The 24,905-nt window shown below is 73.8% G+C and carries 26 protein-coding genes; 14 read left to right on the top strand and 12 right to left on the bottom strand.

Annotation, left to right across the window (positions count from 1 at the left end; genetic code table 11):
• The first annotated feature begins 44 nt into the window (after positions 1-44).
• The gene (locus IE108_RS08730) at positions 45-998 is read left to right on the top strand and encodes an aldo/keto reductase (RefSeq protein WP_064731425.1); all 954 of its coding nucleotides are present in this window, start codon (positions 45-47) and stop codon (positions 996-998) included.
• 41 nt (positions 999-1,039) lie between these two features.
• On the opposite strand, the gene IE108_RS08725 is transcribed toward IE108_RS08730, so the two are convergent.
• From IE108_RS08725 to IE108_RS08700, 6 genes are all read right to left on the bottom strand, one after another.
• Positions 1,040-1,327, bottom strand: a complete 288-nt coding sequence (locus IE108_RS08725) for a DUF6510 family protein (protein ID WP_064731426.1) — start codon at positions 1,325-1,327, stop codon at positions 1,040-1,042.
• Positions 1,328-1,353: 26 nt separating this feature from the next.
• Complete coding sequence (locus IE108_RS08720; RefSeq protein WP_064731427.1) at positions 1,354-2,055, bottom strand: FAD-binding oxidoreductase; 702 nt, start codon at positions 2,053-2,055, stop codon at positions 1,354-1,356.
• Between the two features lie 2 nt (positions 2,056-2,057).
• The gene (locus tag IE108_RS08715) at positions 2,058-2,657 is read right to left on the bottom strand and encodes a molybdopterin-dependent oxidoreductase (protein WP_064731428.1); all 600 of its coding nucleotides are present in this window, start codon (positions 2,655-2,657) and stop codon (positions 2,058-2,060) included.
• Positions 2,658-2,744: 87 nt separating this feature from the next.
• Complete coding sequence (locus IE108_RS08710; RefSeq protein ID WP_064731429.1) at positions 2,745-3,581, bottom strand: alpha/beta fold hydrolase; 837 nt, start codon at positions 3,579-3,581, stop codon at positions 2,745-2,747.
• 85 nt (positions 3,582-3,666) lie between these two features.
• On the bottom strand, positions 3,667-5,340 hold the full coding sequence (locus tag IE108_RS08705) for a purine-cytosine permease family protein (protein WP_064731430.1): 1,674 nt from the start codon (positions 5,338-5,340) through the stop codon (positions 3,667-3,669).
• A 149-nt stretch (positions 5,341-5,489) separates the two neighbouring features.
• Positions 5,490-6,044, bottom strand: coding sequence for an RNA polymerase sigma factor (locus IE108_RS08700; protein WP_064732101.1), 555 nt, complete (start codon positions 6,042-6,044; stop codon positions 5,490-5,492).
• A 47-nt stretch (positions 6,045-6,091) separates the two neighbouring features.
• On the opposite strand from IE108_RS08700, the gene IE108_RS08695 reads away from it, so the two are divergent.
• On the top strand, positions 6,092-7,474 hold the full coding sequence (locus tag IE108_RS08695; RefSeq protein ID WP_064731431.1) for a serine/threonine-protein kinase: 1,383 nt from the start codon (positions 6,092-6,094) through the stop codon (positions 7,472-7,474).
• Between the two features lie 189 nt (positions 7,475-7,663).
• A complete protein-coding gene (locus IE108_RS08690) occupies positions 7,664-8,371 on the top strand; it encodes a DUF4232 domain-containing protein (protein WP_064731432.1) in 708 nt (235 codons plus the stop codon).
• A gap of 75 nt (positions 8,372-8,446) precedes the next feature.
• On the opposite strand, the gene IE108_RS08685 is transcribed toward IE108_RS08690, so the two are convergent.
• Positions 8,447-8,677 carry a hypothetical protein gene (locus IE108_RS08685; protein ID WP_064731433.1) on the bottom strand — a complete coding sequence of 77 codons (231 nt, stop codon included), beginning with the start codon at positions 8,675-8,677 and terminating at the stop codon, positions 8,447-8,449.
• A 104-nt stretch (positions 8,678-8,781) separates the two neighbouring features.
• Positions 8,782-9,825, bottom strand: a complete 1,044-nt coding sequence (locus tag IE108_RS08680) for a LacI family DNA-binding transcriptional regulator (protein WP_064731434.1) — start codon at positions 9,823-9,825, stop codon at positions 8,782-8,784.
• A 257-nt stretch (positions 9,826-10,082) separates the two neighbouring features.
• Between IE108_RS08680 and IE108_RS08675 the strand changes: the two genes are divergently transcribed.
• The 7 genes from IE108_RS08675 to IE108_RS08645 all read left to right on the top strand — a co-directional run bounded on the left by IE108_RS08675 (position 10,083) and on the right by IE108_RS08645 (position 16,737).
• The gene (locus IE108_RS08675; RefSeq protein ID WP_064731435.1) at positions 10,083-11,231 is read left to right on the top strand and encodes a Gfo/Idh/MocA family protein; all 1,149 of its coding nucleotides are present in this window, start codon (positions 10,083-10,085) and stop codon (positions 11,229-11,231) included.
• The gene (locus IE108_RS08670) at positions 11,228-12,151 is read left to right on the top strand and encodes a DUF6807 domain-containing protein (RefSeq protein ID WP_064731436.1); all 924 of its coding nucleotides are present in this window, start codon (positions 11,228-11,230) and stop codon (positions 12,149-12,151) included. Before IE108_RS08675 ends, IE108_RS08670 begins: the two co-directional genes overlap by 4 nt.
• Positions 12,145-12,873, top strand: a complete 729-nt coding sequence (locus IE108_RS08665) for a cupin domain-containing protein (RefSeq protein WP_064731437.1) — start codon at positions 12,145-12,147, stop codon at positions 12,871-12,873. The genes IE108_RS08670 and IE108_RS08665 overlap by 7 nt, the downstream gene beginning before the upstream one ends.
• 106 nt (positions 12,874-12,979) lie before the next feature.
• Positions 12,980-14,317, top strand: coding sequence for an ABC transporter substrate-binding protein (locus IE108_RS08660; RefSeq protein WP_064731438.1), 1,338 nt, complete (start codon positions 12,980-12,982; stop codon positions 14,315-14,317).
• Entirely contained in the window at positions 14,314-15,285 is a 972-nt protein-coding gene (locus IE108_RS08655; protein ID WP_064731439.1) for a carbohydrate ABC transporter permease, read from the top strand. The genes IE108_RS08660 and IE108_RS08655 overlap by 4 nt, the downstream gene beginning before the upstream one ends.
• Positions 15,282-16,118, top strand: coding sequence for a carbohydrate ABC transporter permease (locus tag IE108_RS08650; RefSeq protein ID WP_064731440.1), 837 nt, complete (start codon positions 15,282-15,284; stop codon positions 16,116-16,118). The genes IE108_RS08655 and IE108_RS08650 overlap by 4 nt, the downstream gene beginning before the upstream one ends.
• A gap of 4 nt (positions 16,119-16,122) precedes the next feature.
• The gene (locus tag IE108_RS08645; protein ID WP_064731441.1) at positions 16,123-16,737 is read left to right on the top strand and encodes a hypothetical protein; all 615 of its coding nucleotides are present in this window, start codon (positions 16,123-16,125) and stop codon (positions 16,735-16,737) included.
• 8 nt (positions 16,738-16,745) lie between these two features.
• Here the strand turns inward: IE108_RS08645 and IE108_RS08640 are convergent, their stop codons facing one another.
• The gene (locus tag IE108_RS08640) at positions 16,746-17,501 is read right to left on the bottom strand and encodes a DUF427 domain-containing protein (RefSeq protein WP_064731442.1); all 756 of its coding nucleotides are present in this window, start codon (positions 17,499-17,501) and stop codon (positions 16,746-16,748) included.
• Positions 17,502-17,649: 148 nt separating this feature from the next.
• Between IE108_RS08640 and IE108_RS08635 the strand changes: the two genes are divergently transcribed.
• Positions 17,650-18,660: a homoserine dehydrogenase gene (locus IE108_RS08635; protein ID WP_064731443.1), complete on the top strand. Its 1,011-nt coding sequence runs from the start codon at positions 17,650-17,652 to the stop codon at positions 18,658-18,660.
• Here the strand turns inward: IE108_RS08635 and IE108_RS08630 are convergent.
• Together IE108_RS08630 and IE108_RS08625 are read right to left on the bottom strand one after the other, a co-directional pair.
• On the bottom strand, positions 18,632-19,654 hold the full coding sequence (locus IE108_RS08630) for an NAD(P)-dependent alcohol dehydrogenase (protein WP_064731444.1): 1,023 nt from the start codon (positions 19,652-19,654) through the stop codon (positions 18,632-18,634). The two genes, IE108_RS08635 and IE108_RS08630, sit on opposite strands and share 29 nt — an antisense overlap.
• 26 nt (positions 19,655-19,680) lie before the next feature.
• Complete coding sequence (locus IE108_RS08625; protein WP_064731445.1) at positions 19,681-20,064, bottom strand: winged helix-turn-helix transcriptional regulator; 384 nt, start codon at positions 20,062-20,064, stop codon at positions 19,681-19,683.
• A 287-nt stretch (positions 20,065-20,351) separates the two neighbouring features.
• Between IE108_RS08625 and IE108_RS08620 the strand changes: the two genes are divergently transcribed.
• The 3 genes from IE108_RS08620 to IE108_RS08610 all read left to right on the top strand — a co-directional run bounded on the left by IE108_RS08620 (position 20,352) and on the right by IE108_RS08610 (position 23,953).
• On the top strand, positions 20,352-22,154 hold the full coding sequence (locus IE108_RS08620) for a glycoside hydrolase family 20 zincin-like fold domain-containing protein (RefSeq protein WP_064731446.1): 1,803 nt from the start codon (positions 20,352-20,354) through the stop codon (positions 22,152-22,154).
• A gap of 474 nt (positions 22,155-22,628) precedes the next feature.
• On the top strand, positions 22,629-23,411 hold the full coding sequence (locus tag IE108_RS08615) for a DUF899 family protein (protein WP_064731447.1): 783 nt from the start codon (positions 22,629-22,631) through the stop codon (positions 23,409-23,411).
• A gap of 53 nt (positions 23,412-23,464) precedes the next feature.
• Positions 23,465-23,953 (top strand): HIT family protein, encoded by a 489-nt coding sequence (locus IE108_RS08610; protein WP_064731448.1) that lies wholly within the window; start codon positions 23,465-23,467, stop codon positions 23,951-23,953.
• A gap of 44 nt (positions 23,954-23,997) precedes the next feature.
• On the opposite strand, the gene IE108_RS08605 is transcribed toward IE108_RS08610, so the two are convergent.
• A complete protein-coding gene (locus IE108_RS08605; protein ID WP_064732102.1) occupies positions 23,998-24,846 on the bottom strand; it encodes a helix-turn-helix transcriptional regulator in 849 nt (282 codons plus the stop codon).
• Positions 24,847-24,905 lie beyond the last annotated feature (59 nt).

The raw sequence follows: 24,905 nt of genomic DNA, 5'->3' as shown, positions 1-24,905 counted from the left end.
GAGGGTCCTCCGCTTCTGTCATCATCTCACGAGGACGGGCTCCCATGACGTCATCCGGTACCTCATCCGCCCGAGTCACGGCCGCCGGAGTGCCCCGCCCCGGCGGCGCGGGACGGCTCGCCGGCCGTACCGTCTCGCGGATCGGCTACGGCGCGATGCAGCTCGAACGCCTGCACACCGACCGGGCGGCCGCCGTCGCCCTCCTGCGCCGCGCGGTGGAGCTCGGCGTCGACCACGTCGACACCGCCCAGTTCTACGGCCACGGGTTCGTCAACGAGGTCGTCCGGGAGGCACTGGGCCCCTCTGACGGTTCTGACGGCGTCGTGGTCGTGACCAAGGTCGGTGCGGGCCCGGACCCCGACGGCCCTCTCCCGCTGCGTCCCGCGCAACGCCCCGAGGAGCTGCGGGCGAGCGTCGAGGACAACCTGAGGAGCCTCGGCACCGAGCGGCTCGCGGTGGTGAACCTGCGGCGCCTCGACACCGGTCCGGGGCTGCGGGCCGAGGGCGACCAGGTGGTGGACCTCGACGACCAGCTGGCGGTGCTGACGGCCCTGCGCGACGAGGGAAAGATCGGCGCGATCGGCCTCAGCAGTGTGACCTTGGAGGGCCTGCGCCGGGCCCTGCCGGCCGGCGTCGTCTGCGTGCAGAACGCGTACAGCCTGGTGAGCCGGTCCGACGAGGACCTGCTCCGGCTGTGCGCCGCCGAGGACATCGCGTGGGTGCCCTACTTCCCGCTCGGCGGCGCCTTCCCCGCCATGCCCAAGGTCGCCGACGAGCCCGCGGTGCGCGCCGTGGCCCGCTCCCTCGGCCGCACGCCGGCCCAGGTGGGTCTCGCCTGGCTGCTCCACCACGCCCCCCACGTGCTGCTCATCCCGGGTACCGCCGACGCCGCCCACTTGGCCGCGAACACCGAGGTCGGCGAAGTCGCCCTCGACGGCGCGGCTCTCGCGTCCCTGGACGCCGTCCCGAGCCGCTCCGCGGACGTGCCGTTGGGCTGAGGCCCGGGCTCCGCGCGCGTGTCCCGGCGCGTGACCCCGCGTCAGGCCGTGCGGAACCGGAAGGCCCCGGTCGCGCCGCCCAGGCTCAGCCACAGGTGCCCCTCCTCGGGCACCATGCGCAGGGCGACGCGCGAGCAGGCGGGACAGCGGGCGGTGAGGCCCGGTTCCGGGCCGTAGACGTGCAGTTCGGCCAGAGGGCCCGAGCGGCCGCAGTCGGGGCAGCGCCACCAGGCGGTGGTGGGCTCCGCGCGGAGGATCTCCGAGAGCGGGCCGGCGAGGCGGTTGCCGTCCTGGTGGGTCCCGGAGGGACGGCCGGTGTCCTGTGCCATGAGCGTCTCCCGTGGGTGCGTGCGGTTCAGCCGAACCGCTCGGTGCGGATGTCGGCGGCGGGCCGCCCGAGGCCGACGAGCAGGTCGGCGACGGACTCCACGAAGCCGGTGGGGCCGCAGACGTACACGGTCCCGGGGCCGGCCTGGGCCGGGCCGAGGTCGGCCGCCGCGATGCGTCCCGGCGGTCTGACCTCGCCGCGGGGCGCGCGCCGGGTGTAGAGCACGCGCACGTCGAGCCGGTCGTCCGGGGCGGCGAGTTCCTCGCGGTACCAGATCTCGTCGGGATCGCGTACCGAGTACAGCAGGCTGAAAGCGCTGTCCGAGCGTGCCGCCCGGTGGGCCCGGAGCATCGCCGTGACCGGCACGACCCCCGACCCGCCCGCGACCAGCAGCACCGGCCCGCTCTGCCCGGTCCGCCAGACGAACCACTGGCCGAGCGGCCCGCGCAGCTCCACCCGTGCGCCCGTCGGCAGCACGTCGGCCAGGTAGGGCGACACCTCGCCGTCCCGGACGGCCTGGACGCCCAGCTCGACCCGCTCCCCGTCGGTGGGGGCGGCCAGGGAGTAGCTGCGCACGGCCTGGTAGCCGTCGTCCGCGGTCAGCCGCACGTCCACATGCTGCCCGGGCAGATGGCCCGGCCAGCCGGGTATGTCGAGGACGAGGGTGCGGCCGGTCGCGGTCTGCGCGCGGCGCTCCACGAGCCGGGCGCCGAACCAGTGGGCCGCCACGCTCAGTCGCCCCAGTTGCGCTGCTCGCGCCAGGGGTCGCCGTAGTTGTGGTACCCGACCGACTCCCAGAAGCCCGGCTCGTCCTCGACCGTGAGGCGCAGGCCGCTCACCCACTTCGCCGACTTCCAGAAGTACAGGTGGGGCACGAGCAGACGGGCGGGACCGCCGTGTTCGGGGGAGAGGGGGTAGCCGTCGTAGGTGTGCGCCACCCACGCCCGGCCGTCGAGGACGTCCTCCAGCGGCAGGTTGGTGGTGTAGCCGCCGTGGGCCTCGGCCACCACGTGGTCGGCCGCGGTCTCGACGTCGTCGAGGAAGGCGGTCAGGGGCACGCCCCGCCAGTGGGTGTCGAACTTCGACCACCGGGTCACGCAGTGGATGTCGTGCACCGTCTCCTGCTGCGGCAGCGCCATCATCTCGTCCCACGTCCAGCTGCGCGTGGCACCCGTCTCCGTGGTGACGGTGAAGGTCCACGTCTCGGTCGGGACGCGGGGCGTCGGGCCGGCCGAGAGCACCGGGAAGGACTCGGTGGGGTACTGGCCGGGCGGCAGCCGGTCGGCGAGGGCGCGGGGGCGTCCGTGGAAGCCGGGTGAGAACGAGGTCACGGCGGCGTCCTCCCTTCGGAGGTTCCGGATGGCACGCCCTCCCCAGTGTGGTCTCCTCCCGGGACACCGGCCACTCGTGCCCGATGGCTAGGCCCGCGCGGCGTCCGTCCGCACGAAGTCCAGCACGAGGGAGACCACCCGCTCCGGGAACTGGTCGTGCGGGTAGTGCCCGGCGCCCTCGATCATCTCCAGGCGTCCGAGGCCCGGGGGCAGGGCGTCGACGACGGCCGTGCCCTCGGCGCGCGGGTCGGCCCAGTCGGGGTCGAGGGTGCCCATCACCACCAGGACCGGGCAGCGCACGTTGGCCAGCTGCGCGCCGGCGTCGCCCGGGGTGCTGCGGCCCATGCCCTGGAGGGCCTTCATGCGTCCCGGTTCGCGCAGCATGGCGTCGACCCGGCCCAGCCGCTCCGCCCAGTCGGCCGGCTTCGCGCCCGGGTAGGCGACGTCGAGGTACGAGCGCCACAGCGGCCGGCTGCCGAGGACGCCGGCGCCGAGCAGCCGCAGCGTGCCCCGCCGCACGCGCCGTACGCGCAGGTCGCCGAGGCGTACCGACTGGGCGCGCGTGAACGGCGCCAGCTCCACCGCCGAGGTGATCAGCGAGGGCTCGCGGGCCGCCGCGACCGTGGCCGCGCCGCCGGAGATCGAGTGGCCGACGAGCACGGCCGGGCCGCCCAGGTGGCGCACCACGGCGAGCAGGTCGCCCGCGATGTCGGTGCGGCTCCAGGCCGGCCAGTCGGCGCTGGACTCGCCGCAGCCGCGCAGGTCGACGGCGGCGACCCGGAAACCCGCCGCCACCAGGGGCGGCACCACCGCACGGTAGGCGGCCCGGCTGTCGCCCATGCCGTGGGCGAGAACGATCAGCGGCCCGGATCCCGCCACCTCGTACGCGATCGTGCCGCCGTCGACGGCCAGGTACTCGGTCATGACACTCCCCGTGGTGAACCCGCAGTGGCTAACGCTGTTAGCTCAAGGCTATGGCTGTTAGCCACCGCTGTCAACGGGGATGCGCTCAGGCGGGTGCGGGGGACGGGGGCAGCACGTGGACGCCGGTCTTGTCGGTGCTCAGGCACAGTGAGCAGACGAACGCGGCATGGGCCTGGCAGGCCGTCATGTCGGGCCGCTCGTAGCGCTCCCCGCAGACGTGGCATTCGAGGGTGACCGCGCTCGGGTTGCCCTCCGGGTCCAGCAGCGGCTCCGCGATGCCGTCGTCGGTGCGCCGCAGGTAGTAGCGGCCCTTGGTGGCGACGGCCATGACGGGCGTCAGCACGAAGGCGATCACCGCCGCGGCGACGGGGGAGTAGGGCTGCATGGCGTCGCCCAGCAGATGGAAGTACATCGCGATGGACAGCCCGGAGGCGGCGACGAAGGACACCACCCCGACCGGGTTGACGGCGTGGAGCATGCCGCGCCGGAACTCGGGTGCGTGCGGGGACAGATGGAGCAGGTACTTGTTGACGCCGATGTCGGTGGCCACCGTGACCACCCAGGCGATCGCGCAGTTCGAGTAGAACCCGAGGAGGCTGTTGAGGAAGCTGAACATGTCGGCCTCCATCAGCGCGAGGGCGAAGCCCAGGTTGACCAGGACGAAGACCAGACGGCCGGGATAGGTGCCGGTCACCCGGGTGAAGGAGTTCGTCCAGGCCAGCGAACCGGAGTACGCGTTCGTGACGTTGATCTTGATCTGGCTGATCACGACGAGCGCGAGCGCCAGCGGGACCACCGTCCACGACGGCAGCATCGCGTCCAGCGCACTCCTGAACTGCTGGATGGGCTCGGTCGCCCTGGCCGGCCCGACCTCCGCCAGGATGTACACGGCCAGGAAGACGCCGATGGCCTGCTTGAGGGCGCCCAGCACCACCCAGCCGGGTCCCGCCATGACGACCGCCGTCCACCAGGCGCGCTTGTTCGCCTCGGTCTTCGGGGGCATGAAGCGCAGGTAGTCGATCTGCTCGCCGATCTGGGCGATCAGGGACAGGCACACCCCGGCGCCCAGCAGGACCGACGCGGTGTCGACCCCGCCGTCCCCGTCCGTGCCCGCGTGGGCGAGGAACCGGTCGACCGATCCGGGATCGGTCGCGATCAGGTAGACCAGCGGCGCGACCATCAGCAGCAGCCAGACGGGCGTCGTCCAGACCTGGAGCCGGCTCAGTGCCTTCATCCCGTAGATGACCAGGGGGATCACCATGACGGTGGAGACCAGGTAGCCCAGCCACAGGGGCATCCCCAGGCCGTACTCCAGCCCCTGGGCCATGATCGACCCCTCCAGGGCGAAGAAGATGAAGGTGAAACTGGCGAAGATCACGCTGGTGAGCACCGACCCGTAGTAGCCGAAGCCGGAGCCTCGGGTGATCAGGTCGAGGTCGATGTTGTAGCGGGCGCCGTAGTAGGCGAGCGGGAAGCCGGTGACGAAGATGACCACCGCCGCCACCGCGATCGCCAGCAGCGCGTTGCCGGTGCCGTGGGTGAGCCCGATGCCGGCGCCGATGGAGAAGTCCGCCATGTAGGCGATCCCGCCCAGTGCGGTGGTGGCCACGACCAACGGGCTCCAACGCCGGTAACCGCGCGGCGCGAAGCGCAGGGTGTAGTCCTCCAGGGTCTCCCGTACGGCCTGGTCGGTGCGGGGCGCCTGCCCCGGTCCCGGCCGTGGTTCCGTGGCCTCCGTCAGCTGTGGCTCGACGCTCATCCACGCCTCTTCCGCCGTAGGGGACGAGCGCGGCACGCTCGTCGTGTTCATGGCGGACGACGGTAGGTCGGATGCGTTTCCGACCGCTCTCCGCGGCGTGACGGCCGCGTTTCCGGCGCGGGCCCCGTGCGCTCCGGGGCCGGGCGTGCTCAGGCCGAGGCGTCGCCGAAGTAGGACTTCACCCTCCGGCGCGCCTCGTGCAGCCGCGACTTCACCGTGCCCAGCGGCACCCCCACCCGCTCGGCCACCTCCGCGTACTCCAGCTGGCACAGGTCGCGGTAGACCAACGGCGCCACCAGGTGCGGATGTTCCCGCTCCAGCCGGTCGAGCGCGTCCAGGAGCAGCAGCCGGGAGCCGGCGATGACGCTCGTGGTGCGCGGATCGACGTGCTGCGAGTCGTCGATCACCGCCGGCTGTTCGGCGCTGCGCCGCTTCAGCTCGCGGTACTTCTGCCGGGAGCAGTTCGCGACGACCGTGTACAGCCAGGTGCTGAACCGGCTCCGGCCCTCGAAGGTCCCGATCTTCCGCGCGACCTGGAGCAGCGCGTCCTGAGCCGCCTCCTCGGCGTCCTCCCGGCACGGCAGGAAGCGCCCGCAGCGCCGGACCACCTCCGGGCGGATGCCCACCAGCAGTTCGTCCAGCGCCGCCGAGTCACCGGCCGCAGCCCGCCCGGCCAGTTCCTCGGTGCGGGGCGCGTCGTGCACGGTGGTCCTCTCGGTCGGGCGGATCCGGGGCAATGCATGATAGGCACATGCTTTCCTCCGACCGGATCGGGCGCTATCGGCTGGAGCGGCGTCTGGGCACGGGTGCCTTCGGCGTCGTGTGGCTGGCCCACGACGACCAGTTGCAGGCGCCCGTGGCCGTCAAGGTCCTCGCCGAGAACTGGTCGGAGCGGCTGGACGTGCGGGAGCGCTTCCTCTCCGAGGCCCGCATGCTCCGCAAGGTGCGCTCCGCCCACGTGGTGCAGGTCTACGACATCGGCGAGCTGCCCGACGGACGCCCGTACTTCGTCATGGAGTACGCCGACGGCGGCACCCTCGGCGACCTCGCCGACGGAGACCTGGCCCTGCCGGACGTCCTGCGCCTGACCGCGCTGGCCGCCCGAGGGGCCGCGGCCCTGCACGAGTCCGGCGTCGTGCACCGGGACATCAAGCCGTCCAACGTCCTGCTGGCCACGGCACCGGACGGTTCGCGCCGGGTGCTCCTCGCCGATCTCGGACTGGCCAAGAGCCTGGCCCACGCCTCCGGGCTCACCCTCGCCGCCGGGAGCGCCGGCTACCAGCCGCCCGAACAGGCGCAGCCCGGCGGGGGCATCGACGAGCGGGCCGACGTGTACGCCCTCGGCGCCGTCGCCTACCACCTGCTCACCGGCACCGTCCCCGCCGCGCCCGGGCAGGTGGCCCCGGTGGGCCGACTCCGGCCGGATCTCCCGCCGCGGCCGGCGCACGCGGTGACGCGGGCCCTGGAGCCGGACCGCGAGCGACGCTGGCCCACGGCGCGGGCGTTCGCGGAGGAACTGGAGTCGGCCGGCGAGCACCGTGGCCGCATCCCCCTGCGCCGCCCCCGCGCCGGGCGGCGGACGCTGCTCCTGGCCGCCGGCGCCCTCGTCCTGGCCGTTGCGGTGACCGCGACGACCGTGCTCGTCGACCGCGGCCGCGCCGCCGCGTCCGAGGTGACGGTCGAGGACACCACGGGCCGGGTCGGCGTCCGCGTCCCCGCCGCCTGGGGCGGCCAGAAGCAGACCGGCGGCTGGGACCCCGTGGCACTGGGGCTGCGCGCGGGGCACGAACCGGGGCTGACCGTCGCCGACGACCTGAGCGCGTGGGGCGATCGGGACGCCGAGGCCCAGGGCGTCTTCGTCGGGCTCGTCGGCGAGGGGGACGTCACCGCCAAAGTGGACGGCATCGGCCACGACGAGTGCCGCTACGAAGGGGCGCGTGCCTTCACCGGCGCCGAGTCCACGGGCCGGGTGCGCACCTGGGCGGACTGCTTCCACCGGGGCGAGACGCTGGTCGAGGCCGCCCTCGGTCCGGCCGGGGGCGCGAGCCGGCCCCAGGCGTATGTGCAGATCCGGCTGCGGGGCACGGAAGCCGACGTCAGCCGGGTGCTGGACTCCGTACGCGTCACCGCCTGAGCGCAACCGCCGCCGGCCCGGTCCGGCGGGGTGCCGGCGGGGTGACGCCATCCGTTCCGGCGGAGTGAGGAAATCCGTTCGGGGTGATCGCGAACTTTTCCGCGGGTAGGCGCATCGCATCACCTGACGGCGCACGAGGCGCCGCAGGCCCGCACCGGCCGGTGCGGCAAGCGATCAGGGGAGACGGACATGGCGCAGACATCGCGGACCTTCCGGACGGCCGTCGTGCTGGCGAGCGCGAGTGCCGCGCTGGGGCTGCTCACGGCGTGCGGTTCCGGCGACGAGGGCGCGGACACCCCCGAGGCCGTCGCGGGCACGGCCGCCCCCATGGCCACGGACGGGGGCGGCGAGTCCCCCGCCGGCAGCGCGTCCCCGGACGGCGACCCCGCAGGGGAGACACCCCCCTCGGACTCCGCGAAGCCGGCGGATCCGTCCGGCTCCGGGTCCGGCGCGACCAAGTCCGCGGGCGGTACGGCGACCGAGCGCTGCCACACCTCGGAGCTGCGGGCCTCCGTCGGGCCGAACCACCCCGGCGCCGGGCAGGAGAACTTCTCCGTGGTGTTCACCAACACCTCCGGCCACACCTGCACCCTGCGCGGCTACCCCGGCGCCGCCTTCGCCGACGCGGACGGCGAGCAGGTCGGCAGCGATCCGGAGCGTACGTCCGGCAGCCCGGGCACGATCACGCTGAAGCCGGGCGCGGCCGCCTGGGCGGGCCTCTCCTTCTCCAACCCCGAGATCAGCGGCGCCAAGACGGCCACCCCCGCCACCCTCCTGGTCACGCCGCCGAACGAGCGCGACTCGCTGACCGTGGACTGGAAGGGCGGCGAGGTGCCGGTCTCCGGCAACTCCTCCCGGGCGAAGGTCTCGGTGCTCGCGTCCGGGACGGGGGAGTGAGCGAGGCGGGCGACCAGGTCGTCCCGACGGCGCCGGCCCGGCGCCGTCCCGGATCGCCGGCGGGCGGGCCCGTGCTCAGTCCATGGTGAGGTGCGGACGCACCGCCCGCTCCACGGCGCGTTCGACGTCCTGGCGCGGGATCCCCTGCTCCTCGGCGTACGCGGTGATGCCGCGGACCAGCGCGGCGGTGGCGTCGGACCACACCGCGAGGGCGACCGACGCGTTCTCCCCGGAGTTGCTGCGGTACCGGTCGTCCGCGGCGTCGGCGGCGCGCTTGAGCTCGATGAGGCTTCTCGGGATCTCCATGGTCGCCGAGCCTAGGTGGACGAACGGTGAAGCTCAGCGGCCCCCCGCGCGCCCTCGCGCCGCGACGGGGGCAACGTTGTCTGCCCTCACGACCCCCGGGCGGCTCAGGCGTCGACCGGGTGGCGCCCGCCCACCGTGGACTCCCTCGCCGCCAGCCAGTGCGGCGCCACATGGACCTCGAACGGCAGCGGCGCCTGCGACCGGATGCGCGCCGCGAGGCACTTGACGGCCAGCGAGGCGATGGCCGCCTTGTCGGGTACCACCGAGGTCAGCGACGGGGTGCTGTACCGCGCCTCCTCGGAGCCGTCGATGCCCGCCACCGCCACGTCGCCGGGGATGTCCAGGCCCGCCTCGTGCAGCGCGCGTTGTGCGCCCACGGCGAGCAGGTCGCTGAAGCAGAACACCGCGTCGGGCCGCTCGGCGGCGGGCAGGGCGGCCAGCGAGCGCATCGCCAGCAGGCCGTTGCGCCGGTCGAACTCCTCGACCCGCGGCGCCAGTCGGGGATCGAAGGGCAGCCCGGCGGCGTGCAGCGCCCGCTGGTAGCCCTCCAGGCGCTGCCGGCTGGTCGCCGAACCCTGGTGGTCGACGCCGATCGCGGCGATCCGGCGGCGCCCCAGCCCGGTCAGGTGGGCGGTGACGTCGCGGGCCGCGGCGACGTTGTCGATCAGCACGTGATCGGCGACGACCCGGTCCCGCCCGTAGGTGCGCTCACCCAGCAGGACCAGCGGGAACTCGTCCGTGACGGAGGCGAGTTCGTCGGGCGTCACCCGCAGCGGCGAGAGGATCACGCCGTCGAGCAGGGAGGCGCCGACCCCGTTGGCCGGCCGCAGCTCCTCCGCGGTGTCTCCCATCGACTCCTCCGTCAGGACCGTCAGGCCCAGGAGATTGGCCTCCCTGCGCACGTGGTGGGCGAGTTCGGCGAAGTACGGGGTGGCCAGCTCGGGGACGACCAGCGCGATCAGGCCACTGCGCCCCGTACGCAGCCTGCGGGCCGAGGGGTTGGGGCGGTAGCCCAGCTCCTCCACCGCCCGCAGCACCCGCGCGCGGGTCGTGTCCGAGACCCGCGGGGCGCCGCGTACAACGTTGGACACCGTCTTGATCGAAACGCCCGCGCGTTCCGCCACGTCCTTGAGTGTCGCCGCGGCCACCGCTCGTCCCCCTCACCCCGAGTCTCCGCAGATTATGTGCCCGTCGGCCCGCTTGTCAGCATGTGTGGAAAGGCCTCGAGTCTTTTCCGGACGGAGGGTTGACCTTGCGGACGCACGCCGGTTACAACGTTGGAACACGATAGCAAGCGGTTGCTACGAGGTGCCTCGCGCCCGGTGACCCGAATCCCCGCCGCCCCGCATCGGCACATCGCCACCGTGCCCGCGGTGCCCGTCGTCCGGCTCACGAGAGGGTCCGCATGTCTTCGCACGTTTCGCCCGCACCCCTGCGCACGGCGGTGGTCGGTACGGGATCCATCGCACGCTCCAGCCATCTGCCCGCCCTGCGGAGACTGGCCGCCGACGGCGAGGTGGAGATCGTGGCCGCGGTGGACGTGAACGGCGAGGCGGTACGCGCGTTCGCCGACGAGTTCGGCATCCCGCACGCGTCCACGGACCTCGACGCGACGCTCGCCCGGGTGCGTCCGGACCTCGTCGTGCTGTGCACCCCGCCCTCCGTGCACCGGGAGCAGTCCGTCGCCGCGCTCCGGGCCGGCGCCTGGGTGTGGTGCGAGAAGCCGCCCTGCCCCTCGCTGGCCGACTACGACGCCGTCGGGGCCGCAGAGCCGGGAGACGACGCGGCGCCCTACGCGTCCATCGTCTTCCAGCACCGCTTCGGTTCGGCGGCCCGGCACGTCCGCGCCCTGCTGCGCGGCGGTGCCCTGGGCAGGCCCCTGGTCGCCCACTGCCAGACCACCTGGTACCGGGACCGCGCGTACTACGCGGTGCCGTGGCGGGGACGCTGGGCCACCGAGGGCGGCGGCCCGGCCATGGGCCACGGCATCCACCAGACCGACCTGCTGCTCGACCTGATGGGCCCGTGGACCGAGCTGCGCGGCATGGCCGCCCGCCTGGTGCACGACGTGGAGACCGAGGACGTCTCCACCGCCCTGGTCCGCTTCGCCGACGGCGCCGTCGCCACCCTGGTCAACAGCGTGCTCAGCCCCGACGAGGTCAGCCGGATACGCATCGACTGCGAACTGGCCACCGTCGAGGTGACCCACCTCTACGGCTACCGCAACGCCGACTGGCGCATCACCCCCGCGCCCGGCGTCCCCGAGGAGACCGCGGCGGCCTGGCGCGACTTCGGCGCCGACGAGCCCAGCTCGCACCTCGCCCAACTGCGCGTCCTGGTCGACGACATCAGGAACGGGCGGCGCCATGCCACCAGCGGCGCGGGCGGCCGGCGCACGCTCGAACTCGTCACCGCCCTCTACAAGTCGGCCTTCACCGACACGACCGTGCGCGCGGGTGACATCGGCCCCGGCGACCCCTACTACACCGAACTGCACGGCGGCGCCCCCGGCTGGGCGCCCGCCGGTACCCCCGAGGAAGAGGACCAGGCATGACGCTCTCACTGACCCACGTCCACGGCGACCGGATCACCGTGGCCCACGGGGCGGCCGGCACCGAGCTGTTCTCGTGCGTGTACCGGCCCGAGGCCGACTGGGAGGCGCCCAAGCCGTACCTGCACCCGGTCCGCACCCTCTCCGGCGGCGTCGTCACCGACTACCGGCCCAACGACCACCGCTGGCACAAGGGCCTCCAGCTGACCGCCTCCCACCTGTCCGGCCAGAACCTGTGGGGCGGCAACACCTACGTGCACGGCGACGGCTACCTCGCCCTGCCGGAGAAGGTCGGCTCGATGGCCCACGTCTCCTTCGAGCGGGTCGAGGCCGCGGGCGACCGCGCGGTCATCGCCGAACGCCTGACGTGGCACCCGCACGGCGGCGAGCTGTGGGCCGAGGAGGAGCGCCGCGTCGAAGTACGGGACGTCGACCCCGAGTCCGGCAGCTGGACGCTCGTCTGGACGTCGGCGATCACCAACCGGCGCGACGAGGACCTGCGCTTCGGCAGCCCCACCACCCACGGCCGCCCCGCCGCCGGATACACCGGCCTCTTCTGGCGCGGCCCGCGCGCCTTCCGCGACGGCCGGGTGTTCACCGCCGAGTCCGCCGACGGTGACCCGATGGGCTCCCAGGCCCCATGGCTCGCCTACGTCGGAGAGCACGACGGACGGGACGGCCACGCCACGGTCGTCTTCGAACACGCCCCGTCCAACGACCACTTGGGAGAGAAGGGCACCCACCCGGCGCACTGGTTCGTGCGCAGCGACCCGTTCGCCGCCGTCGCACCGTCCTGGGCCTTCCACGAGGAACTGGTCCTCCCGCCCGGCGAGACCCTGGCCCGCGCCTACCGCGTGGTCGTCGCCGACGGGGCCTGGGACCACGCGCGGGTCGCCGCACACCTGGAGGGACTCGCATGGTGAGCACGGCCTACGACGGCTTCCCCGGCGCGGTGGGTGTGTCGCGCCTGACCGTGTACGACTGGCCGACCGTCGAGGGCCTGCCCGGCGGCGGCACCCCGCACCTGCACCTCACGTGCAGCGAGGGCTACGTCGTCACGGCCGGCCGGGGCACGGTGCAGACCCTCACCGCCTCCGGGTTCCGGGAGACCCCGCTGGAAGCGGGCACGGTCGCCTGGTTCACGCCCGGCACGATCCACCGCCTGGTCAACGACGGCGGTCTGGAGATCACCGTGGTGATGCAGAACAGCGGCCTGCCCGAGGCCGGCGACGCGGTCCTCACCCTGCCCCAGGACCGGCTGACCGACCCCGACACGTACGCCGACGCCGTCCGCATCCCGTCCGACGCCCCCGAGGACGAGCAGGCGAGGGTCGCGCGCGCCCGCCGCGACCTGGCGACGCGGCGCTTCCTGGAGCTGCGCGAGGCGACCGAGAACGGCGACCCCGAACCCCTGGCCGCGTTCCGGCGGGCCGCGGCCGACCTGGTGCGGCCCCGCCTGGACGACTGGGGACGGCGCTGGGCCGACGGCGCACACGCCGCCGCCGAGGCCACCCGGGCCCAGCTCGCCGCCCTGCGCGGCGAGGACGACGGACACCTGGCCGACGCGAAGGTGTCCGCCACCGGCCCCACGGCGACCGGACGCTTCGGCATGTGCGGCCGGCTGGCCGTCTACCCCGGCATCTGACCGCACCGCCCGCCCCGGTGACATGCCGGTGGCATCCCGGTGGGAGGGCCCCGTGCCGTCCCGCCGCTCCCGCCCATCCGTCCTCGCAACCCCTGGGAAGGCCCCCATGCCCGAGCCCCGAAGCGGCCGGCGCCGACCGCTGAGCCGCCGGGCCGTCCTGGCCGCGGCCGCCGTCGGTCTCAGCACCGCGCTCACGGCCTCGCTCAGCGCGTGCTCCTCCTCCGGCGACGTGTCGTCCGGCGGCGTGACCCTCACGTTCTCCTGGTGGGGCAACGACGACCGCGCCGCACGAACCAAGAAGGCCGTCGAGCTCTTCGAGAAGGAACATCCCGGCGTGACCGTCCGCACCTCCAACGCGGACTTCGGCTCGTACATGCAGAAGCTGGCCACGCAGGCGGCCGGCGGCGGCATCCCGGACGTGGCCCAGCTCGACTACCGGCAGATCTCCCAGTACGCGGGCGGCGGCGCGCTCCTGCCCCTGGGCGACGCCCTGGCGGACGGCACGATACGCACCTCCGAGATGGACGAGGAGTTCGTCCGCACGGGACTGTACGAGGGCGAGCAGTACGCCCTGCCGATGGGCCGCGGCATCACCGGCTACGCCTACGACTCCGCCGTCTACGAGAAGGCCGGCATCCCCACGCCCCGGCCCGACTGGACCTGGGAGGAGTGGGCGCGGGCCAACCGCCGGATCACCGACCTGGGGCTCGAGTCCCCCGACGGACGCACCGTGGTGGGCGCCAACGACAACGGTGTCAACGAGGACATCTTCGAAGACTGGCTGCGCAGCCGCGGCGGCAAGCTCTACCGGAGCCAGACCGAACTCGGCTTCACCGAGGACGACCTGACCGAGTTCTGGACCTTCTGCGACAAGCTCCGTGACGAAGGCGTGGTCGCCGAGGCCGAGGACACCTCGCAGGCCAACACCACCGAACTGTCGCCGATGGGCCGCGGGCTCGCCGCCGCCGACTTCACCTGGGACGCGCCGTTCCCCGGCTACACGGCCCTGCTCGGCGACCAGGTCCACTTCGCGCCGGTGCCCACCGCCGACGGGCGCCAGGGCGCCTACTTCAAGCCCTCCATGCTCCTCGGGGTCGGTGCCGGCAGCGAACATCCGAAGGAGGCGGCCGCGCTGGTCGACTTCCTGCTCAACGACGAACGGGCCGGGGACGTGCTCGGCTTCACCCGTTCCACGCCGCCCAACCGGGGGATCGCCGCCCGCGTCGCCAGGACCCTGGAAGGCGCGGAGAAGGAGATCTACGAGTACGCGCAGCGGATGGAGAAGTACGGCCTGGACGCTCCGCCTCCCGCACCGCCGCGGGGCGACGTGGCCATACAGACCGCGTTCAAGCGCGCCTACCACCGCGTGATGTACGACCTGGCCTCTCCGCGTGCGGCGGCCCGGGAATTCATCGACGAAGCCGAACGGGAGCTGCGGTCATGAGCACAGTGTCGACCAGGGCGCCCGCGCGCGCCGACGGCCCGGCCGGGACACGGCCACCGGCCCGGCGCCGGCGGGCCCGGCGCCGCGAACAGCGGTGGCCCGCCTACGTGTTCCTCACGCCGTGGATGCTCGGCGCCGCCGTGCTGACCCTCGTCCCGATGGCCGTGTCGCTCTACCTCTCGTTCACGGACTACAACCTGTTCGACCCACCGCGGTGGGTGGGCCTGCGCAACTACCAGGAGATGCTCACCGAGGACCCCCGGTTCTGGCGGTCGGTCGGCACCACGCTGCTGTACGTCGTGATCGCCGTCCCGCTCAAGCTGCTCCTCGCCCTCGGCGCGGCGATGCTCCTGAAGAACCTCGGCCGGGGCCGCGCCTTCTACCGCTCCGCCTTCTACGCGCCGTCGCTGCTCGGGGCGAGCATGACGATCGCCCTGGTGTGGCGGGCGCTGTTCAACGACGGCGGCTCGGTCGTCGACATCCTCGGCTCCGTCGGCATCGACACCGGCGGCTGGGTCGGCAGCCCGGACCTCGCGGTCTACGTCATCGTCCTGCTGACGGTGTGGCAGTTCGGCGCGCCCATGGTGATCTTCCTCGCCGGGCTCCAGCAGATCTCGCCCGAGCTGTACGAGGCGGCCGCGCTGGACGGTGCCGGACGGTGGCGGCAGTTCGTCTCCGTCACCGTGCCGATGCTGTCCCCGGTGGTCTTCTTCAACCTGGTCCTGGAGATGATCCAGTCCTTCCAGGTCTTCACCCCGGCCTTCGCGGTCAGCGGCGGCGAGGGCGGCCCCGCCGACTCGACCCTCTTCTACACCCTCTACCTCTACGAACGCGGCTTCACCGCCTCGCACATGGGCTACGCCGCGGCCATGGCCTGGCTGCTGCTCGTCGTCATCGGCATCATCACCCTGATCCTGTTCAGGACGTCCAGGTCCTGGGTCTTCTACGCGGACGAGGAGGGACGATGAACCTCACCACCAGGCGATGGATCCCGCACACGATCGCCGTCGTGGGCCTGCTCGTCCTGCTGTACCCCCTGGCCTGGCTGCTGGCCACGTCGCTGAAGCCCGCCGACGAGGTGGTGACCAGCCTCGACCTGTGGCCCAGCCACCTGGAGTGGTCGAACTACACGACCGCCCTCGACGGCGTGTCCGGCGTCCCCGTGACCCGGCTGCTCTGGAACACCGTGCTGATCGCGGGCGGCGCCGTCGTCGGCAACGTCGTGTCCTGCTCGCTGGCCGCCTACGCGTTCGCCCGGCTGCGCTTCCGGATGAGCAAGGTGATGTTCGCCTTCATGGTGGCGACGCTGATGCTCCCGCACCACGTCGTGCTCATCCCGCAGTACATCATCTTCAACCAGCTCGGCATGGTGGACACCTACTGGCCGCTGATCCTGCCCAAGTTCCTCGCCACCGAGGCGTTCTTCGTCTTCCTCATCGTCCAGTTCATGCGCGGACTGCCGCGCGAACTGGAGGAGTCCGCCCGCATCGACGGCTGCGGCGCCTTCCGCACCTACTGGTCGGTGACGCTTCCGCTGAGCCGGCCGGCGCTGATCACCACGGCGATCTTCACCTTCATCTGGACGTGGAACGACTTCTTCACGCAGATGATCTACCTGTTCGCCCCCGAGAAGTTCACCATCACCCTGGCCCTGCGCAGCTTCGTCGACCAGTCCAGCACCTCGGCGTACGGGCCCATGTTCGCGATGTCGGTCATCTCGGTGCTGCCCATCGTGCTGTTCTTCTTCGTCTTCCAGCGCTACCTGGTGCAGGGCATGGCCACCTCCGGACTGAAGGGCTGACACCGTGACCCAGGCACCGACCCTGCCGCCGAGCGACCGCCGGGAACCCGGGGAGGTCTTCCCGGCGGGCTTCACCCTCTTCGCCGACATGCTGCTCGTGGGCCTGCTCACCAGCCTCGCCTGCCTCCCCGTCGTCACCGCGCCCGCCGCGTTCGCCGCCGCGTCCGCGACCCTGCGCCGGGCCGCGGACGCCGGGGCGCCCGTCGGCGCCGGCGGCTACCTGGCCGATCTGCGGGCCCACCTGACGCCGGGCTCACTGTCCGGCGGCCTGGCCGTGCCGCTGCTCGCCGGCGTCCTGCTGGTGGACTCGGCGCTGATCCGCGCCAGTCTGCCCGGGGCGGCCCTCATGGCCCCCGCGCTGCTACTGCTCACCCTGGGCCTCGCGGTGGTCGCCCTGCGCACCACGGCGCTGCCCGCCCCGCACCGGCTCTCGCTCCGTGAGGGCTTCCGGCGTTCCGTCGCCCGCCCGCGCGGCACCCTGCTGCTGGCGGCGGCGCTGGTGCCGGCCGCGCTGGTCGCCTGGTCCATACCCGTGCTGGTCCCGCTGCTGCCGGGCCCGTTGGCGTTCGCCGCCACCGTCGTCGACCTGCGCGACACGCCGGAGGGAGCGACGGACTGACGACCAGGTCAGAGAGGCGCGCCGTCCACCAGGAGGTCGACCTGCTCGCCGTAGAACGCGACCATCCCGGCGATCCGGTGGACCGCCGGGGTCGGGAAGTCGTACGTCCACAGGATGTCCGGGTGGGCGTCCGGGGCCGAGCGCAGGGACCAGTAGCCGCTCGTCGTCCCCTTGTACGGGCAGCGGGTGACCGTGTCCGAGGGCACGAGCCGCGTCCAGTCGACGTACGCGCGGTCGAGGTAGTAGCGGGTGGGCAGGCCCGTCTCGAACAGGGTGACGCAGTGCGGGGCGTCCGCGAGCGGCTCACCGTTCAGTTCCACGCGGACGCGGCTGGAGGAACGCAGCGCGTCGACGCGCGAGTACGGGCTCCTCGGATGCACGAAGACCGGCTCGTCCTCCTCGAACCAGCCGTCCAGCGCCTCCCATTCGAAACGGACGGTGCCGCGCACCCGCGCGGGCGCCTCCTCGTCCCACACCCAGGCGGCGGCCTCGCGGACCTCGGAGCCCATGCGCAGCGCGTGCCGCCGGGCGGGCCAGGCACCCAGCGTCCTGGTCTCCCCCTCGGCGGAGAGCGCCACGCCCTCGGCCAGGTCGTCGAGCGGGACGGTGTACTGCGGATACGGCGGCCACTCCCACACGTACAGCGCGCGCCGGGTGTCGAAGACGGCGCGGCCGCCCAGGTGTCCGCGGACCCGGCGTGGTACCGGCTCCACGTGGCCGACGGGCACGATCGCACTCGGATACCGCACGGGCTCGGTCGCCATCGGTCCTCACCTCTGCTCGTTCGGATCGGTTCGGGGCGGAGCCGGCCGGCGGGCCCGGACACCGCCACCCTTCCGATGGTGTGATCTCATCCGGTGCGTGCGCCACTCGGGCGGACCGGTGGGCAGGAGACGAGGGGAGTCCGGACGGATGGGCGAAGCGAAGCGGACCGGCGTGGTCCTTTCCGGATACGGCCCGGTCGGCCGGGCGTACGTCGAGCACCTGGCCCGGCACGGGGACGGACTCGCCCGTCTGCACGGCGTACGCCCGGTGGTCCGCGCCGTACGGGCCGGCTCCGGCCAGTGGCTGCCGGCCGACGACGGCCAGCCGGTGCCGCCGCGCGCGGCCTGGAGCGCGCCCGAGCCGCTGGAGACGACGCTCGACCGGACCGGCGCCTCCGTCTTCGTACAGGCGCTGCCCTCCTCGCCGGAGCTGCGTCCGCTCGCCGCGCAGGAGGCGGTCACCGCGCTGCGCCGGGGCGTCCACGTCGTGACGGCGACCAAGAGCCACCTGCTCACCCACTGGACGGACCTCGCCGCCGCCGCCCGCGCCGGGCGGAGCATGATCAGGATCTCCGGGGCGACCGGGGCGGCGCTGCCCGCGGGCGACCTGTCGCGGACCGGGCTGCGCGGCATGGGCTGCCGGACCATCCGCGCCTGCCCCGGCGGCACCGTGACCTTCGTCCTGGACCGCCTCGCCGAGGGCGACTCGCTGGACGACGCGGTCCGCGAGGCACGCCGGCGGGGCATCGCCGAGGCGGATCCCTCGGCCGACCTGTCCGGCGCGGACGCCGCCACCAAGGTGCGTCTGCTGGCCGCACTGGCCTGGGGCTGGGACCCGGCGACGGTGCGTGTGCGCGCGGAGGCGGTGGACGCGGGCACCGCCGCCGCGGCCCTGGACGCGGCCGCCCGCTCGCGCCGCCTGCGCGCGGTCGCCGGCGCCTCCCTGGACCGGCCTCTGCTGGTGGACGTACGCCTGGAGGAGACCGGGCCCGGGGATCCGCTGTACGCGCTCGACGGGCCGGAGAAGGCCGTGGTCTTCGGCTGTCCGGAGGCGGGCGACGTCACGGTGAGCGGCGGCCGGTCGAGCCCGCTGGGGGCGGCGCTGGCGATGGTGAAGGACACCGTCGGGGTCACGGCGGACCGGACGGGCTTCCACTGACGCCGCCGGGCACCGTGATCACGGTCTTGCCGCGGGCGTGGCCCTCCTCCACGTGGCGCACCGCGTCGGCCGCCTCGGCCAGCGGATACGTCCGGCCCACGACGGGGACCACCCGTCCCGCCTCGATCAGGGCGGTCACGGCGAGCAGGTCCGCGTGCGCCGGTCCGGCCGGGGTCGCCGGGAGGATCGGGCCCAGCCGCTGCCGCGTGAACGCGTTCGCCGCCACGACCCTCAGCGTGGAACCGATCGCGCCGAACACACGGCCGGGCGAGCCGCCCCCGTTGGCCACCAGGACCCCGGCGGGGGTCAGCGCCCGGCGCAGCCGGCCGGGCGGGCGGTTGCCCACGTTGTCCAGGATCACGTCGTAGCGCGTCCGGCCGTCGGTGAAGTCCTGCCGGGCGCGGTCCAGGACGTGCGCGGCGCCCAGGGAGCGCACCAGGCCGGCCTTGTCCGCGCCGCAGACGGCGGTGACCTCGGCGCCCAGCGCCGCGGCGATCTGCACGGCGAAGGTGCCCACGCCGCCCCCCGCGCCGTTGACCAGCACCCGCTGACCCGACTCGACCCGCCCCACGGTCCGGATGCCGCGCAGAGCCGTCACGGCCGCCATCGGCACGGCCGCGGCCTGCTCGAAGGTGAGGCCGGGCGGCTTGGGCACCAGCAGCCCGGCGGAGGCGCACCCGAACTCGGCGAAGGCACCCGGGCAGAAGCCCAGCACCTCGGTGCCCGGTGCCAACCCCGTCACGCCGGGGCCCGCGCCCTCCACCACGCCCGCCACGTCGATGCCGGCCACCCGGTGCCGGGGACGCCCGAACCCCATGCCACCCGTGAGCCGGGCCGCGTACGGGTCCCCGCGCATCATGTGCCAGTCGTAGGGATTCACGGACGAGGCGCACACCCGAAGCAGCACCTGGCCGGCGCCCGGCCGGGGCCGTTCGACGTCCTGGAGCCGCAGCACCTCGGGCGGGCCGAAGCGCTCCTGGACCACCGCCCGCATCGGCCTCCCCCTCCTCCCGGCGCCCGTCAGCCGCCGGCGCGGCCGCGCGCGTCCTCGATGTGGCCGAGGTACCGGTGGGTCCAGTCGCACATCGCGTCGACCGTGGTGCGCAGGGCCCGGCCCGGTTCGGTCAGCGTGTACTCGACCCGGGGCGGCACGGTGGGAAACACCGTCCGTTCGACCAGGCCGTTGCGCTCCAGCATGCGCAGGTTCTGGGTGAGCATCTTGTGGCTCACACCGTCCACCTCGTCGCGCAACTCGCTGAAGCGCAGGGTGCGTTCACCGAGTGCCTCGATGATCAGGAGCGCCCACTTGTTGGCGACGTCGGAGAAGATCTCCCGGGCGAGGGAGTCCGCCCGCCTCAGGTCGGCGTCCTCGGGCAGCCCCGCGAGCTGATGCTTGGTACTCATTTGCGGCCACTCTCCTACGGTTTCCGGGTCACCACAAGAGACCGGGGCTCCGGCCCGTCACCTCACGCCGCCGGCGGTCAGTTCCGACCTGGCCTGCTTCTCCAGCTTCGCCGGCGGTGCCACGAACGAGTGCGCCCCTGCCAACGGCAGCCACATCTGGTACGACGATCTCAAGGTCTCCGCGAACCGCGCGGACCTCCGTGAACTCAACGGCCGCACCTGACCCACCCGTCCCGCGCCGGGAGGCCCGCGAAGCCTCCCGGCGCACCTCCACCAGGAGCCACGCAGTGCCCGCCACCCCGTTCCCCGCCCCCCGAACTCTCACCACCACGCCCGGCGGCGCCGACCCCGAGGCCACACCCGACGTCGTCCACGACCCCGAACTCCCCGCCCAGGGCTACCGCCTGCGCACCTCGCCCGCCGGCGTCACCGTCCACCACGCGGACGCCGCCGGGCTCCGCTACGCCCTGGCCACCCTCGACCAGCTGCGCGCCGACCCCGGCTACCGCGACCACGGCTACGACATCACCGACCACCCCGACTTCGAACGCCGTGCCTTCCTGCTCGACATCAGCCGCGACCGCGTCCCCACCCGGCGCACCCTCGTCCGGTGGCTGGACCTCCTCGCCCTGGCCCGCTTCAACCAGTTCGAGCTGTACACCGAGCACACCTTCGCCTTCCGCGACCATCGCGAGGTCTGGCAGGACGCCTCCCCGCTCACCGCCGAGGACCTGCGCTGGCTCGACGCGCGCTGCGCCGCGCTGGGCATCGAACTCGTCGTCAACCAGAACACCTTCGGCCACATGGAGCGCTTCCTCGCCCACCCCGGCCTCACCCACCGGGCGGAGAACCCCGGCGGCTTCGAACGCGGCGGCGCCCACCGACCCGCCAGCACCCTCGAACCCACCCCGCAGAACGCCGCGTTCGCACACGAGCTGCTCACCGAGGTCACCGGGCACGTGCGTTCGCGGCGGCTGAACATCGGCGCGGACGAACCCTTCGAGCTGGGCACCGGCCGCTCCCGCGAACGCGTCGCCCGCGAGGGCCTCGGCACCGTCTACTTCGACTACGTCTCCCAGGTGCTGCGGCCGTGGCTCGACGCCGGCTACACCGTGCAGTTCTGGGCCGACGTCTTCACCCGCCACCCCGAACTCGCGGACCGCGTCCCGCCCGGCGCGACCCCCGTGATCTGGCAGTACGACGCCCCGAGCCACGCGGCCGACGTCGTCGCCGACGACGGGCGGGAGGCCAGCTCCTGGCGCGGGCTCGGCGCCGACCTCGACCGGTTGCGCGACGGGTTCCGCTCCGACGCGAAGCGGCTGCGCGAGGCGGGCGTGCCGTTCTGGGTGGCACCCGGGGCCGGCAACTGGAACAGCATCCTGGGCCGTCTGGACAACGCCGTGGAGAACATGACCGACGCCGCCGAGACGGGACTGGAGAGCGGCGCCTCGGGCTACCTGCTCACCTCCTGGGGGGACCACGGCATGTGGGACGCGCCGTCCGTGGCCTTCGGACCCGCCGTGTTCGGCGGCGCGGTCGGCTGGTGCCTGGAGGCCAACCGCGACCTCGACCTCGCGGCCGTGCTGGACGAGCACGTCCTGCTCGACGCCGCCGGTGTGACGGGAGACGTCCTCGTCCGCCTGGGCGGCCTCTACCGCACACTGGGCGCGCCCCTGCTCAACGGCTCCGCCGTCGCCCGCGCCCTCTTCCCGCACCGGGGCCCCGTACTGCCCGCGCCGCCCCCGGCCGACGACCTCGACCGGGCCGCACGGACCCTGGACGACGCCCGCCGCGACCTCGCGGGCGCCGACCCGGCGGCGCCGGACGGGGAGACCGTGCTGCGCGAACTGCGGCACGCCATCGGCCTGGCCGAGTTCGCCGTGGACGTCCTCAGGGCTCGCGCGGCCACCGGAGGAGGGGCCGACACCATCGCCCCGGCGACCGCCCGCGCCCTGCTGCGCCGCCTCGAACCGCTCCTGGCCGAGCAGCGCGCCTGCTGGCTGCTGCGCTCCCGCCCCGGCGGCCTCGACGACAGCATCCGGCTCATCGACCACCTCCGCCATCAACTGCAGGCGTCCGCCCAGCGATGAACGACGCCGCCGGGACCTGGTCGCGCGCCCCGGCCGAGCAGCCCTCGGTCGGCGGCGTACCCGACCCCGCCCCGGTGACGGCGGCGGGGGCCCGGGAGCGGATGACGCTGCCGGCCGTACCGCCGGAGCACCGCGCCCCTGTCCTGGAGACCCTGCCCGTGTCCTGGAGACCCTGCCCGCGCCCCGCTGGTCCGGCGGGCCCTGCCGGCCTGCCACCGCTCCCTGTTCGGCGCGCGGGTGCCACCCCCGGCCCGGCTGGACTGGCCCCACGCCCCGTCCGGCGCTGGAGACCTCGGGCACTACTTCTACCCGCACCTCTGCCTGCTCGCCCTGCCGGCCGCCTCCCCTCGCCGGTCGCCTACCGCTCGTCGCTCGTCGCGATGAATTCCGGTCGCGGTGGGAGTCTGTACCTGGTGAGCGTCGTGGCCCCAGGCGCGCGACGCCGCCCGGCACGAGACACCCACGGAGGATGTCATGACGCACACGCCGAGTGACCCGACCACCGCGCCGTCCGGCCGTCCGCCCGTGGTGGACATGGCCACCTGGCAGGCGGCCCGCGACGAACTGCTGGTCCGCGAGAAGGCGCACACGCGCGCCGGTGACGCCCTCGCGGCCGACCGCCGCAGGCTGCCGATGGTGGAGTTCGACGGGACGGTCGAGGTCGTCGGCCCCGACGGACCGGTCCCCTTCCTCGACCTCTTCCAGGGCCGCGACGAACTCGTGGTCTACAAGCACATGTGGTACGACGGCGCGCCGCACCAGGGGCAGTGCGAGGGCTGCACCACCACGGCCTGGCACCTGAAGGACGCCGTCTACCTCAACGCCCGCGGCGTCTCCTTCGCCGTCCTGGCCCCGGCCCCCTGGGAGGAGATCGCCCCCTTCGTCGAGTTCATGGGCTACACCCAGCCCTGGTACTCGATGCGCGGTGTGGAGGGACCGGCCGGCGGGGACACCGGCTACCTCGCCTCCTACCTGCGCGAGGGCGACCGGGTCTTCCTCACCTACTCCACGACGGGCCGCGGCACCGAACGCGTCAACAGCTCCATCGCCCTGCTCGACCTCACACCGTACGGCCGCGGCGAGGCCTGGGAGGACAACCCCGAGGGCCGGCCGGAGGGCGGCGAGCCCTGCTACTCCTGGCGCTCGGACGCGGACGGCAACGCCACCTGGGGCCCGACCAGCCGCCCCGTCCCCCAGTGGACCCGCCCCGGCGCGACCCCCGAGCAGTCCCTCGGCCGCCAGGGTTCGTTCCACTGAGCGGAACCGCCGCCGGATCCCCGGGCACGACGGTGTGACGGTACGTTCGCGGCATGGCTGACGACTGGCGGGCGGACCGGATCGGCGCGGCGCTCACGGGGGAGAACCCGACCGTGATGCGCAGGCTCACGGCGGGGTTCGCGGTGATCGGGGACGTGCAGTTCCTGCCGGGCTACTCGGTGCTCCTCGCCGACGACCCCGGCGTGGAGCGGCTCTCCGACCTGCCCCGGACGAAGCGGCTGTCGTTCCTGTCCGACATGGACCGGCTCGGTGAGGCCGTGGAGCGTGCCTGCCGCGCTCACGATCCCGCCTTCCGCCGCGTCAACCTGGAGATCCTCGGCAACACGGACCCCTTCCTGCACGCCCACGTCTGGCCCCGCTACGAGTGGGAGCCCGCCGGCCTGGTCCGCCGCCCCGTCTGGCTCCACCCGCGGGAGAGGTGGACCGACGGGCGCTTCCGGCTGGGGCCGCGGCACGACACCCTGCGCGCGTCGATCGTCCGTGAACTGGACGCGTGGGGGCAGGTCGTGCCGGGCGACTGAACGCGTCGGCCGAAGGCGCCGTCCGAACGGGCGGGGGCCGCCGGTCAGCGGTCCGCCCCGGTGAAGCGGTCGAGGCCGAGGACGCCCAGCAGCCGGAGCTTCTCGTGTCCCTCGGTGCGCGGCGGAGCGGTGAGCACGAGGAGCGTCTGCAACTGGTCCTCCGTGAACAGCGCCTGGCAGTCCACCTCGATCGGCCCCAGCTCCGGGTGCAGCAGCGTCTTGTGGTCCTCGAAACGCTGCGCCACCTCGTGCCGCGCCCACAGCCCGGCGAACTCCTCGCTGGCCCTCTCCAGCGTCCGCGCCAGCTCCCCGGCCCGCGACCGCGCGCCCCGCAGCCCGTAGGAAGCCCGCAGATTCGCGACCTGGGCACGGCTCTGCCGCTCCTGGTCGGCCTCCGGGTACAGGGAGCGCTCCGCCGGGTCCGTGAACCACCGGTAGATCCCGCTGCGCGCCGGGCCCGTGTGCCGCGACGCGTCCCCGAACAGGGCCGTGGCCATCCGGTTCTGCACGAGCGTCTCGCCCAGGTCGGTCAGGACGAGCGCCGGGGTGTCGTCGAGCCGGTCGAGCACCCGCAGGAGCGCGGGGGCGACGTGGGTGGTGGCCGACAGGGACGTCGGCGCGTTGTGCCCGGCGACCCGGTACAGGTAGTCGCGCTCGGTGGCCGTCAGGCGCAGCGCGCGGGCCAGCGAGGCCAGCATGTGCTCGCTGGGCTGCGGGCCGCGCCGCTGCTCCAGCCGCGTGTAGTAGTCGGTCGACATCACGGCGAGGGACGCGACCTCCTCGCGGCGCAACCCCTTCGCCCGTCGGCGGGGCCCCGCGGGAAGTCCGGTGTCCTCCGGCCGGAGCGCCTCACGGCGGCTGCGCAGGAAGTCGGCCAGTGCTGCTCGGTCCATGCGGCCCATTGTCGTCCGGGGCGGGCGGGCGAGCCAGGGATCGCCGATCCCCCGACAAG

Source organism: Streptomyces parvulus (assembly GCF_014648855.1).
Classification (GTDB): Bacteria; Actinomycetota; Actinomycetes; order Streptomycetales; family Streptomycetaceae; genus Streptomyces; species Streptomyces parvulus.
This window is presented reverse-complemented; position numbering and strand designations above follow the sequence as displayed.